At 38.6% G+C, this 12,919-nt stretch carries 9 protein-coding genes and 1 tRNA gene; 6 read left to right on the plus strand and 4 right to left on the minus strand.

Features of this window, described 5'->3' with window-relative positions:
- Window positions 1–245: 245 nt before the first annotated feature.
- The 3 genes from BUC12_RS04695 to BUC12_RS04705 form a co-directional block, all read right to left on the minus strand.
- Window positions 246–563, minus strand: a complete 318-nt coding sequence (locus tag BUC12_RS04695; protein ID WP_062176270.1) for a hypothetical protein — start codon at window positions 561–563, stop codon at window positions 246–248.
- A gap of 8 nt (window positions 564–571) precedes the next feature.
- Window positions 572–2,980, minus strand: coding sequence for a T9SS type A sorting domain-containing protein (locus tag BUC12_RS04700; protein WP_062176267.1), 2,409 nt, complete (start codon window positions 2,978–2,980; stop codon window positions 572–574).
- A 443-nt stretch (window positions 2,981–3,423) separates the two neighbouring features.
- Window positions 3,424–5,190 (minus strand): BspA family leucine-rich repeat surface protein, encoded by a 1,767-nt coding sequence (locus BUC12_RS04705; RefSeq protein ID WP_062176263.1) that lies wholly within the window; start codon window positions 5,188–5,190, stop codon window positions 3,424–3,426.
- Window positions 5,191–5,638: 448 nt separating this feature from the next.
- Here BUC12_RS04705 and BUC12_RS04710 point away from each other — a divergent pair, with 448 nt between their 5' ends.
- The 6 genes from BUC12_RS04710 to BUC12_RS04735 all read left to right on the plus strand — a co-directional run bounded on the left by BUC12_RS04710 (window position 5,639) and on the right by BUC12_RS04735 (window position 10,568).
- Window positions 5,639–6,028, plus strand: a complete 390-nt coding sequence (locus BUC12_RS04710; RefSeq protein ID WP_062176260.1) for a hypothetical protein — start codon at window positions 5,639–5,641, stop codon at window positions 6,026–6,028.
- Between the two features lie 88 nt (window positions 6,029–6,116).
- Complete coding sequence (locus BUC12_RS04715; protein ID WP_062176257.1) at window positions 6,117–7,088, plus strand: polyprenyl synthetase family protein; 972 nt, start codon at window positions 6,117–6,119, stop codon at window positions 7,086–7,088.
- 9 nt (window positions 7,089–7,097) lie between these two features.
- Window positions 7,098–7,868: a TatD family hydrolase gene (locus BUC12_RS04720; RefSeq protein ID WP_062176254.1), complete on the plus strand. Its 771-nt coding sequence runs from the start codon at window positions 7,098–7,100 to the stop codon at window positions 7,866–7,868.
- A 42-nt stretch (window positions 7,869–7,910) separates the two neighbouring features.
- Window positions 7,911–7,998 (plus strand) — tRNA-Ser (locus BUC12_RS04725).
- 208 nt (window positions 7,999–8,206) lie between these two features.
- The gene (locus tag BUC12_RS04730) at window positions 8,207–9,238 is read left to right on the plus strand and encodes a LacI family DNA-binding transcriptional regulator (RefSeq protein ID WP_062176251.1); all 1,032 of its coding nucleotides are present in this window, start codon (window positions 8,207–8,209) and stop codon (window positions 9,236–9,238) included.
- A 13-nt stretch (window positions 9,239–9,251) separates the two neighbouring features.
- Window positions 9,252–10,568, plus strand: a complete 1,317-nt coding sequence (locus BUC12_RS04735; RefSeq protein WP_062176248.1) for an MFS transporter — start codon at window positions 9,252–9,254, stop codon at window positions 10,566–10,568.
- Between the two features lie 75 nt (window positions 10,569–10,643).
- On the opposite strand, the gene BUC12_RS04740 is transcribed toward BUC12_RS04735, so the two are convergent.
- On the minus strand, window positions 10,644–12,851 hold the full coding sequence (locus BUC12_RS04740) for a glycoside hydrolase family 97 protein (RefSeq protein WP_062176245.1): 2,208 nt from the start codon (window positions 12,849–12,851) through the stop codon (window positions 10,644–10,646).
- Window positions 12,852–12,919: the final 68 nt, after the last annotated feature.

The following is a 12,919-nucleotide window of genomic DNA, read 5'->3' on the forward strand; positions in this document are numbered from 1 at the left end:
GTAAATTATAACTCAAAAAAGGATTGTTCGATGGGACAATCCTTTTTTTATGGACTATAGCGAGTCTAATATATTTGCGGAAGGGAAACTTTATAATTTCAAATATTGGATTCTCAGAGGGATAAAAAAACCCTGTTGTCACTGTCTTATACAAGAAGAAAGTAACGAGCTATAGATATAGTACACAGAAAAGCCTCTAAAATTCTAATTCTTAGAGGCTTTTGATATTGTTGTTTTGTTTAAAATCAGTTTTTACTTACTGAATTTCGTCTTCTGTACAATATAACTGATCCATAAATTATTACAGCGGCAAACAATGGCAATACAGCATCACCAACCGGCGAGCCAACCCAGCCACCACCACCCCAGCCGTTACCTCCGGGATCTAAATCATCATCATCAGTAGTACCTAATGTAGGAGCATCTGCACCTACCATATTGACGGCAATATTCTCGTTATAATATACCTCAGATGGTAATAAATCATCTGCAGCGAAAGCCAAAGAGTAATTAGTAATAACCAAAAAGGCCAGAACTAGCGTTGTTTTTATACTTTTCATCATCTTAGTTTTTAACGAGCCATGAATTTAGTTGCATATGACCTGCTTCCAGTCATTTTCACGATATAAGCACCAACATTAAATCCATCGTTGAATTCAAGCGAACTTCCCTCAACTTTTTTCCGATTTATTAGTCGACCTTGTATATCGTATACCGAAACAAAATTACCTTGATCTGAATCATTAAACCCTGATACAGTTAATTTACTATTATCATAATATGCTGTAATGTCCGTATTATTAGGATTAGTTACACCTGGATCAATACCACTTACTGGTCTAATGAAACGAAGTGTAAAACGATCTACCGCATCTGTTGGTTTTGTTGTGGTAGAGTATATCGCTCCATCACTAAGTTTAATGGATTTACTATCTCTTTTATCATCGAGCCATATCTCCTGAACTCTTTCTTTCGTATAATTCCTATAAGAACGAATCTCTATACTCTGATTCTCAGCAGCAGGGGTTAGATAAAGCGTTGTTGACACCGTACTTGTTGAAGATGTAACCGCTTCATCATTCTGTATAGATAAAAACTTCGATTCCAGAGCATTACCATCGGTATCTTTTGTATAAAGTAAATTCATATAAGTCTGAGACACATCTCCGCTCTTTGTTGTAGCAGTTGCAGAAGTTTCATCAGGGATTATAGATGTTCTAAGTTTTGTTATATCAACAAAATTTTTATTACTACTGATTTCATCGAATGTTCTCAAAACAACAGCAGTTCTATCTTCTTTTCCTGTTTTTACATCTTTTACCTGAAACAAGAAGTCATCTTTCGCATAATCTGTAGTACCAGATCTTAAGAACAAAGCATTGCCATCCAGAGATCTTGCAGATTTAGGTATGGTCATTGTCTTTCCTACCCCTGTTGTGTTCGCATAAACAACAAACATTTGCAAAGGACCGATCAATGTTGAACTACCTCCACCATTATCATACGTAATACTTGCTGTACCACCTACACCTCTCATCAAACGATACATATAACTAACTACAACCCATTTATTACCCAAATTCGCTTCTTTTCCGGGAGAGAGAAAGTTATAAGAACCTGACGCTGTAGAATTGGAATCCAAAATCCAAACACGGTTTGCAATATCACCATTAGTAGTAGTACCATTACTATATCCGGAAGTTACACCCCACGTAGATGAGCTTGTATTATACAATAGCGCATCTAAGTCCAATGGTGTTGTATACGGATTAGATAAATAATTGAACCCTGCCACTAATGCAGGAGCCTGAACATCATCATTATTCAAAAATTCGCCCGAATAAGCATCACTTGAAACAGAAGATACTGTTGACGTAGAAGTTACAGCAGTCAACGTTCCTGTTAGCTGGAATAAGTTATTTTTATTAGAGTTCGAATAAGCAAAACGGCCAAATTTATAACCATCTTTAGCTCTGTCTTCAAACTTTATTACAGATGCATACAAAGCATGAACATCAGTATAATCAGCTGAATTATCTCCTCTTAAATCAATTCCGACAACGTATCCACGGCCTCGTACTAGTTTTTCTTTCGGATCGGTATTAGTATTGCGATCTTCATTAAGAATTGTACCGCCTGTAGGTTTGAACAAGAAATTATACATAAAGTAGTCGGCATACATACTTTTAAAAGGACTACCAAATCCGGCAATCGGGTCTCCATCATTTCTCCGATTAGCATTATCTACTGCCTGTAAAGCCAGATTTACCTGCGTTGCGCCAAAATCATCTAAAGTAGATGTAGATGCAGTTCTAGCCGTATGAGTTTCAGTCCCATCAAGATATAAGTGAGCTAATATAGAAGCTTCATTATTAACTAATGTGCGGGTTGGTGGGGTATACAAAACATCAGTCGGAGTATTAAGTGGACGCGAATCCAAGATCAAACGTCCTGTATTCAACGTAATATTATGAGCATAAGCAGCTATAGCCGGACTTATTGTTACGTGTTTATTATTTTCGACAATAACATCAGGAAAATTCACATAATCACGACCTTTGGATTCAAAGATCATGGCTGAATTATCGACCTTAGCAGCAGTACTTGTTATCCATACATGTTGCGCTACCGGATTAGTAGCATGTGCTCTAAACACAAAGTTAGAGGCCTTACTTGTATCATAACCCCCTCCAGTAGCTTTAGGCCAACTAAAAACATTGGTACCTTTATTTCCTTCATCAGCCTCCTTACGATACAAATCACCTGTAAGAACAACTTGTGCGTTCTCCAGATACATATTAGCATCCTCAACCCCTTCGGAAATAAAATCCCCTCCGATATACAAGGCTGTATTGCTTCTGTTGGCTACGGTCGAAACAACCGACATTTGCCCTTTGTTATATAAATAAGGCACAGATTGTGCACTCAATGCGAGCGGGATGAATCCTACTCCGAGTAGTAAAAAAATCTTTTCCTTCATAAGTAGTGTTGGTTCAAAATGACAAGGCCACATTTCACCCTATCAATATGAGTTACATGCATAAACCATAAATACTATAAGAATTAAAAAAAACTTCAATTCTTAGACCACAAAGATACACAAATGATTAGTATTTAGAGATACCCCATAACAATCGAGACCAAATATTAACTTAATTTAACAATAAACAGCACCTAATTTTTAACTTAGCGTACACTTACGCTTTTATTTATGCCAAAACATTGAGAAATCAAATCAAAAGAAAGTAACATTTTTTAACTATATTCCAGTTCTATTAAACATATTTGTGTATTATGTGCAGAATCAAAGATAATCTTTTTTCTTACATATATGTTAAACGGTTAAAAAAAATAGGGTCGAAAACCGAAGAATAGATTTTCGACCCTTACAGTCTTGACTTTTTACTAAATAAGTTAATTAACTCAGTATATAAACTGAATAGTTAGATTTTTAGCTGCGGCTTCTGCTATAAGCGAAGCTGGTACTTGGGTTTCTAAAGCTTTACTTAGATTGATGGTTCTAGCAGGATTACTTCCCGTAGTATTATCCACCATATATTGCAGACTAGAGATATTTAAAATTGGGCTTGAAATATCAAGATCTAAGCTCACCACAGAACTACTATTATCATCTTTCTCTCCTCCTATCCCTTTTAAATATAATTCTTCAATAGATTGAGCATATTTAAACATGCCCTCAAAAGCCTCTCCGTTAGAAACATCTAATAAAGGTATACTTTTCAAACTACTACATGCCCAAAACATCCTTTGAAAACTAGTGCCACTAGATGTATCATAAGCAGGGACGCTCCTTAGTTTAGAACAATTCATAAACATAAGACTAAAATTTTTCCCCTTTGACGTATCTAACCAAGGCGCATCAAAAAGATCCAAACAATCATAAAACATCTCTTGAAAAGAGATAGCGTTACTTGTATTTAGATCTGGAACAGATATTAATCTGTTACAACGCAGAAACATATAATCAAAATAGACACCACTAGAAACATCAAATTGAGGAATTGTTTCTAATTTCTGGCAACGAGAGAACATTGAATTAAATAATATTCCATTGTGGGTATCATACTTTGGCACCTCTATAAGTTCTTCACAAAAATAAAACATATAGCTAAAATCAGTAATATTTGAAGTATCAAACATAGGAGCCTTTTTCAATTTTAAATAAATTGATGGAGGAAATTCAAACATCGAACGCGCACTTGTCAATTGCTTTCCATCTACCACATCTGGTAGTTCTTCAACCTGTGTTCCTTTTGCTGTTATTCGCAATTGGGTCTTCTCTTCATTTACCCACACAAAATATCCGGCATCTACCCAAGCAATCTGAATCGTATTCCCTTCTTTCTTGGGATAAAGGATAGCAATAAACTCCTTGTCTTTTTCCGACAGGTCGTAATTAGCCAACAAAGTAGTGGTTTCTTTACGTGTATAATAAGGCCAGATCATTATCGATTCCAAATCCACCTCATCGGTCTGCACAATAGTTGCTCCTGCCAAAGGGTCGAACACATATTGGCGGATAGTTTCCCAATCGAAATTTTCGTAATAGTCTTCGAACATACTTTCCCAATACGACTGAGCATAATATACTCCGTTCTTATCGGCTTTCCACCACGAGGCATCCCAGTCGCCATGGCGTTGTTCAAATTCCAATCCGAGAACCTGACCGAATACACGAAGCACGTCGCCCCTTATCTCTTCGTCGGTCATATATCCATCGTTAAATCCACCGAATACGGCCGTTGGCTCAGATTGGCTGCGTACCATCTTGGCATCGTTACCGGTATACGACCATGTAAGCCACGAATTGCCTTCCCAGTCGAAACCGATACGCACAAGGGCAGTTTCGGTACTTTCCACAAACTGGAATGTAACTCCTGCATACTGTTCCCATTCTTTGGCATACGACTTAATCTGTTCTACAAGTGCAGGATCATCGGGATTATTCAAAAATTTAACCGTGATAATCGGGTCTTGCGCCCAAAGCTTCATTCTGTCGGCAGCTCCACGTGTTTGCACTGTCCCCGTCACTTCTTTTACTCCGTACCATCGTACTTGCGTAGCAGTACGGTTTTCCGACGACTTTCCGTTCTGGTACTCGTCATCGTTACTACATCCCGTTACTATAAGAAGTAACAGGCTCATAAACAAAAAAGTGATTTTTTTCATGTGTTGTTTTTTGTGTTAACGTAAAATTTGGTCAAGACTGTTGTGGAACAAATATACTACAGCCAATCCATTTTAACAAAAACACACACATGAGTACTGTACGGATTTTATCTATACAACGAAGGAGTTCTTTGACAGGCGCAACATCACAAAGGGTAACAGAAAGGTGACAAAAGTGACACCTCACCATCCTGTATTCAAGAATAACAAACTATTAGACAAACAATTACGAGCAAAAAAAAAGAGAAATAAATACAGGAAAGTGTCACTTTTGTCACCTTTTGAGACATATACATTTCGTTATAAGACATTTACAGGAGTGACAGAGGTTACAGGGCTGTCACTTTTGTCACGGGCGAAAATAGAGGAGCGGTCCTTCTTCTGTTTTTATTATAAAAGTGATATATTTGCATGGTAAGCCGGGTATATAAATTCAATATCGAAGCAGATGAACAACCAGCAATTACAGGCATTCATACGTGCTTATCTCGATAAGCGTAATAAAGAGGTGGATTCGCCGTCGGATATCAATTCGTTCGCCGATTTTATGATACATTATTCGCAACGGTTCGGGGTCGACATTTCTTCGTTGGATATAAATTCATACACCATGCAGGCGATATCGAACAACAAGGCTGACTTTGCGAAAAAGGAAATGACTTCGCCCATCCTGTTATATGGTATCGAAAAGGGTTATCTGGATAACGAGATTGTAGACCTGCTGGCATCGTCCGGCCAGGCCAGTAAAATGAAGTTAAGCCCGAAACAAATAGCAGGCTGCGTGATTATTGTTTTAGTTGCCAGCATATTACTGGGCATTTTCGCCATTTATATCTAAAAAAACGGAGAGCCGATTACCTCTTTAGGAATAAAGCCCTACCTTTGACCTTAACCAACTAAAGAAGATTAAATCAAAATAACTTGTTATGCTATACACATTTTCAGAAGTTCTGGAGAAAGTAAACAATGAAGTAAAAGATCTTAAATTCGAGAGAAAACCATACTCCTTATTCGAACCGATCGAGTATATTCTCGAGATCGGAGGTAAACGGGTACGCCCCGTTCTTGCTACTATGGCTTACAACTTATACAAAGCCGACATAGAGAAGACTATTCCAATAGCTCTGGCTATCGAGATATTCCATAACTTCACCCTGCTGCACGATGATCTGATGGACAGGGCAGACAAACGCAGGGGAAAACCTACTGTGCATATCAAGTGGAACGATAATACCGCCGTCCTGTCGGGCGATGCCATGCTTATAGAGGCATATCGTGAGATAGCCAAATCCCCGAAAGAGGCTCTGCCTGAAATTCTGAACCTGTTCACCGACACTGCCACCGAGATTTGCTGCGGCCAGCAACTGGATATGGAGTTTGAGCAACGGTTAAATGTTACAACAGATGAGTATCTGGAAATGATCCGTCTGAAAACAGCTGTATTACTGGCCTGCTCACTCAAGTGCGGCGCTATGGCTGCTAATGCTCCTGAGTCGGATGCTGACGCTCTTTATGACTTCGGGATCAATATCGGGCTGGCATTCCAACTGATGGATGATCTGTTGGATGTTTATGGTGATCCGGCGACTTTCGGGAAACGTATCGGGGGAGACATTCTTTGCAACAAAAAGACCTACCTTCAAATAACCGCCCTGAAAAGTCCGGAAACGGGCAAGGAGATGCAAGACTGGATCAATAAAGAGGTATTCGACGAACAGGAAAAGATCGATGCGGTTACCGGGCTCTACAATAAGCTAAATCTAAAAGGATTGTCTGAGGAGATGATCGAATCGTATTACCAGAAAGGTCTGTCATGCCTTAACAAAGTACAGGTTGACGACAATAGAAAACGTGAACTACGAAATCTGGCAGAAAGCCTTCTGACCAGAAAATCATAACCCATATAAATGATAATAGATACTCATTCGCACATATATGACGAGGCATTCGCCGATGATATAGAAGATATAATACATAGAGCAAAGCTGGCACAGGTTGGCTTCATCCTATTACCCAATATAGATGTGGAATCTATTGATCGGGTCAATAACTTAGCTTCCAAACATAAAGGGTATTGTATCCCTATGATGGGGCTGCATCCTACGTCTGTTAGTCCCGATTGGGAAAGAGATCTGGAAATCATAAAGAAACAGTTTGCTCTTAATAGTTATTGCGCTGTCGGGGAGATAGGTTTGGATTTATACTGGGACACATCTCTTATCGAAGAGCAAAAAGCTGCATTCGAAGAGCAACTCCGTTGGAGTATAGAGTATAACCTGCCGGTTTCGATACATTGCCGCAATGCTATCTTGGAATCTGTTGAATGTATAGAGAAGGTAGGGGCAGAATCTTTACGAGGATCATTCCATAGCTTTGGAGGAAACAGCGAAGAACTACACGCTGTATTAGATCTTAAGAACTTCTATTTCGGGATCAACGGCACTGTTACCTATAAAAACTCGATGCTACCACAGGTTTTAGCCGAAACAGACCTTTCTCATATTATAGTTGAAACGGATGCTCCTTATCTTCCTCCTGTTCCATATAGAGGTAAACGGAATGAACCTTCGTATACTATTCACATAGTAGATAAGCTCTGTGAAATATACAAAACCGATAAAACTGAAGTAGAAGATATTACAACAAAAAATGCAAAAAAGTTGTTCGGGATAAACTAAGAATGAATATATCCCTTATCTTTGCAGCCGTAAATACGACAAGGAGAGGTGCTCGAGTGGTTGAAGAGGCACGCCTGGAAAGCGTGTAAACCCCTAAAGGGTTTCGAGAGTTCGAATCTCTTCCTCTCCGCTGATAATGAAAAAGATAAAAGATGATCACTTCCGTTTTATCATCTTTTTCTCATTGAAGACTAAGAACATTTTGTCTCAAATATTGTTTCTTAATAACCTTATATAGATATTATAACACATACCTAATCAGAACTCAGTACCAAGTTAAATCTTTTAAGTACTTTTGTTATAGGATATTTTAGGTATTTTAAATGCGCTCATTTATAATGAAGAAGGGACAAATTACAATTAAAGACATTGCTAAAGAATTGAACATTTCGGCTTCGACCGTTTCGAGGGCGTTAAATAACAACCCCGATATCAGCCCTGAAACCCGTGAGCTTGTCCAGAAATTTGCCAAAGAACATAAGTATAAACCTAATTCTATGGCAATGAACCTTCGCAGTAAACATTCCAACATCATCGGTGTTATTGTTCCCGAATTAGCAAACCATTTTTTCTCATCTGTATTATCGGGAATAGAATTAGTCGCCGAAGAGCACGATTATCAGGTAATTGTATGCCAATCTCTGGAAGACTACTCTAAAGAAGTACGGAATGTACAGACCCTGATTAAAGCCAGAGTTTGTGGAGTATTAATATCCCAATCAAAAACAACGACCAAATACGAACATTTTCAGGAATTAATTGACAACGATATACCGATCATTTTCTTCGACCGTATCTGTACAGGGATAGATACAGGTAAGGTTGTTGTTGACGATTATAGCGGTACATTCAATGCCACTGAATACATGATTAATACAGGATGCAAGCGCATTGCATTTCTGGGAGCTCCTCCACATCTCGAAATTTCGAAAAATCGCAAAAACGGATACCTCGATGCTTTACGAAAACATCACCTACCAATAGAAGACGACTTTATCTGTGGTGCAGACAATAAGCAATTGGGTTATCAGACTGCAAAAGAGTTGCTGTTATCGGTAAACAAACCAGACGCCTTTATGTGTATGAATGATTACACCGCGTCAGGTGTACTTGTTGCCGCAAAAGAGTTAGGAGTCAAAGTTCCGGAAGAGATATCTATATGCGGATTCTCCAATTCAAATATTTCTCAGGATACAGACCCTATGTTAACAACAGTAGATCAGTATCCTGCCAAAGTCGGAGAAGAGGCTATGAACCTGATTCTGGAGAAAGTAAACAATCCGGAGAAACAGGAGCGTAAGAACAGAATTATCAAAACAAATCTTATCATAAGAAACACGACTAAACAACTGCCTGAAAACGAAGAATAAAAACATTCTATAAATGGCACAAAAACCTCTTCTTAGCAACCGCCAGATCTGGGATATCAATCTCGGATTTCTTGGTTTGCAGATATGCCTGACTTTGGTTATGGCTAATACCAGCCGGATATTATCCAGCCTTGGGGCAAATATAGACCAACTACCGCTTCTATGGCTCGCTCCTCCTTTGGCAGGGCTTATTATACAACCGATAGTGGGGTATTTCAGTGATAAGACATGGACGAAATGGGGAAGACGTATTCCCTATGTTTTTATAGGAACAATTCTTACAGCCCTGATGATGATACTAATGCCCAATTCATTTGTTCTAAACAATGTGTTTTCGGTTATAGTAAGTATCACATTCATTCTTTTCTGGACTCTGGGTGCACTCAATGTCACAACACAACCCTATCGATCATTAGTTGCCGATATGGTAAATACCCAACAAACGAGTAAGGGATATTCCGTACAGACAATCCTTGCAAACATCGGAGGTATTGTTGGCTCTCTCCTACCCTATATTTTAACATTAATCGGTATCAGTAATCAAGTTGAAAGCAGTGGCAAAATAGCCGACACCGTAACATGGTCATTTTACATTGCTGCAGGTATTATATTAGTAACTTCGCTGAAAACCTGCTTTTCGGTCAAAGAATATCCTCCGCACTTATTCGAAAGCTATAACAACATTCACGCAGAGGATAAACAAAGCACCTCATATTCAACGAGGAAAGTAGTAAAAGCTCTTTTTCAGGTATCCATTGTTCAACTATTTGCATGGCTGGCATTCTTCATTATATGGGTTTATGCTACCGAAGGGTTAGCCGAATCGCTATGGAATACCAAAGACGCTTCCTCGAGAGGGTATAACGATGCCGCCAACTGGTATGGTGTCTTAAGTGGGATGTACAGTGTTGTTGCCACCGGATTTTCATTCTTTATACCCCAGCTCTCTCATAAATTCGGACTCAAAAACCTATATGCGTCAGCTTTGTTTATTGGAGGTTTAGGTATGATATCACTGTTCTATATCAAAGATCAGTATCTTATGTTACTACCCATGATAGCTGTGGGTATTGCATGGGCTCTCATTTTAACTATTCCTTTCACTATCATAAAAGATATCGCTCCGGCAAAGAAAATGGGATTCTACATGGGCATTCTAAATATCACCATAGTGGCACCTCAAATATTGGGTGGCCTTACGGGAAACTTCATTTTCAGAAATCTGGCAGGAAGCTCTTCCATCTTTATGATGGTTATAGCCGGTATTCTTCTATTTATTGGTGCTGCTTCGGTATTCCTTATCACTGATATAAGTAATAAGAAACAATAAAAAAAGTGTCCATAGAAAAGTTTTCACTAATCTATGGACACATGAACCTAGAACCTTAAATCAACCTTAGAAACCTTATAGTTTTTTCAATCCTTTAGTCGCAGCTTTATCAGCTTCAATCACACTGATAGCAAAACCTCCACCGGGAGCAGCTACCTGAGTCAACTTAGACTTATTAGTCACAACAACTTTGCGGATTGTATACGCTTGGGTATTTGTTTTATAGTTAGCATCTTTTGCATCAGCATAGATAGTCGCAATATATTCTTTACCCGGATCAAGGAAATCGAAAGTAAATGTAGAAGTATGACCTTCTTCGCTACTTGTATTACCGATAAACCAGTTGTTTGTACCTTTTGCTTTACGGGCAACTGTTACATACGATCCCGGCTCTGCCTCAATATACTTACTGTCATCCCAATCTACAGCCACATCCTTAATAAACTGGAAAGCATCAAGGAATCTGTTGTAATGTTCGGGTAAGTCAGCAGCCATTTGCAATGGGCTGTACATAGTTACATATAATGCCAACTGGCGAGCCAAAGTACTGTTTACATGAGAATGATTATTCGGGTTAAGCTCTGCAATATCCATTACAAAGATACCGGGAGTATAGTCCATAGGACCTCCGATTTGACGTGTAAATGGCAGTATTGTTGTATGGAAAGGTTTGTTTCCGCCAAAAGCTTCGTATTCTGTACCTCTTGCCGATTCATTACCGATCAGGTTAGGATAAGTACGGCTAAGTCCTGTAGGACGACTCGCCTCATGAGCATTAAGCATAATCTTATAATCGGCAGCTTTTTTCAATGCATACAAATAATGGTTATTCATCCACTGTCCATAATGATGTTCTCCGCGAGGGATGATATCTCCAACATAACCGCTCTTTACTGAATTGTAACCGTTTTCAGCCATAAATTTGTAAGCAGCATCCATATGTCGTTCATAGTTACGAACTGATGACGATGTTTCGTGATGCATCATTATCTTCACACCTTTACTCTTTGCATAATCGCGAAGTTCCGCTACATTGAAATCAGGGTATGGAGTAACAAAATCGAAAACATAATCTTTTGAGTTACCGAACCAGTCTTCCCAGCCAACATTCCATCCTTCAACTAATACCTGATCGAAACCGTGTTTTGCAGCAAAGTCGATATATTCTTTTACATGTGCTGTATTAGCAGCATGTTTTCCATTAGGTTTTGCTTTAGAGTAATCAGTTTCACCCAGTTTCACACTTGGAAAATCGTCGGTATATGCCCAAGTACTTTTACCTGTAATCATTTCCCACCAAACACCAATGTATTTAACAGGCTTAATCCATGATACATCTTCAAGTTTACATGGCTCATTCAAATTCAGAGTAATATCTGAAGCAAGAATATCACGTGCATCGTCACTTACTATAACTGTACGCCAAGGAGATAAACATGGAGCTTGTAAATGACCTTTATTTCCCTGAGCATCGGGCGTTAACCATGATTCGAAAATCATGTTTTTGTCATCCAGATTCAAATTCATCAATGAATAATCTACCAAAGCTGCTTCATGCAAGTTGATATATAATCCATCGTCACTCTTCATCATCAAGGCAGTTTGCACACCTGTTGGTGAAAAAGCTGTTTGAGAACTGTTTACTGTATATGCTTCTTTCATTAAGCCTCTGATCTCAGATAGTTTTGATTTTGTATAATCATATTCCTGAGTATCATAGTCTCCCGGAATCCAAAAAGCCGTGTGGTCTCCGGCCATTGCAAACTGAGTTTTCTCTTCCTTGATTATAAAATAAACCAAGTTCTTTTGCTGTGGAAACTCATATCTGAATCCTAACCCGTCATCGAACAATCTGAAACGGATAATGATATGACGGTCTGTATTCTTTTGATCCAAAGTTACAGCCAACTCATTATAATGATTGCGGATATTTTTAGTCTCACCCCAAACAGGTTGCCAAGTTTCATCAAAAGTACTTGTCTTGGTATCAGCTATAGAAAAACTATCATATAGCGATGTTTTAGGATCATAAGTACTTTCGTCAATCTGTCCTTTGCCTTCGAAATTATCGAAAGTGTAGGCTCCTCCTTCGCGTTTCAGTTCTAACCCTAATTTACTAGGCTTAATTACATCTTTACCCTTGTAAGTCAGGCTATACGTAGGAACGCCATTGCCCTGCAACGAGAACTTCATTACGAGATTCCCATTAGGAGATTTTAACTCCTGTGCAGATACTATACCTCCAATTAGGCATATGCACATAACTAATATTAGTTTTCTCATGATTACAATTAATATATTTATTTAGAGTATAATTTTATGATTTATCTGGTAATCCTTTTCATGGTAAT

It is taken from the genome of Indolivaga macrotermitis, assembly GCF_900128985.1.
Taxonomy (GTDB): domain Bacteria; phylum Bacteroidota; class Bacteroidia; order Bacteroidales; family Dysgonomonadaceae; genus Dysgonomonas_A; species Dysgonomonas_A macrotermitis.

Excerpts from the sequence above, each read along its gene's own strand:
- BUC12_RS04695 (WP_062176270.1), bottom strand. The coding sequence starts at position 563 with ATGATGAAAAGTATAAAAACAACGCTAGTTCTGGCCTTTTTGGTTATT.
- BUC12_RS04700 (WP_062176267.1), bottom strand. The coding sequence starts at position 2,980 with ATGAAGGAAAAGATTTTTTTACTACTCGGAGTAGGATTCATCCCGCTC.
- BUC12_RS04705 (WP_062176263.1), bottom strand. The coding sequence starts at position 5,190 with ATGAAAAAAATCACTTTTTTGTTTATGAGCCTGTTACTTCTTATAGTA.
- BUC12_RS04710 (WP_062176260.1), top strand. The coding sequence starts at position 5,639 with ATGAACAACCAGCAATTACAGGCATTCATACGTGCTTATCTCGATAAG.
- BUC12_RS04715 (WP_062176257.1), top strand. The coding sequence starts at position 6,117 with ATGCTATACACATTTTCAGAAGTTCTGGAGAAAGTAAACAATGAAGTA.
- BUC12_RS04720 (WP_062176254.1), top strand. The coding sequence starts at position 7,098 with ATGATAATAGATACTCATTCGCACATATATGACGAGGCATTCGCCGAT.
- BUC12_RS04730 (WP_062176251.1), top strand. The coding sequence starts at position 8,207 with ATGAAGAAGGGACAAATTACAATTAAAGACATTGCTAAAGAATTGAAC.
- BUC12_RS04735 (WP_062176248.1), top strand. The coding sequence starts at position 9,252 with ATGGCACAAAAACCTCTTCTTAGCAACCGCCAGATCTGGGATATCAAT.
- BUC12_RS04740 (WP_062176245.1), bottom strand. The coding sequence starts at position 12,851 with ATGAGAAAACTAATATTAGTTATGTGCATATGCCTAATTGGAGGTATA.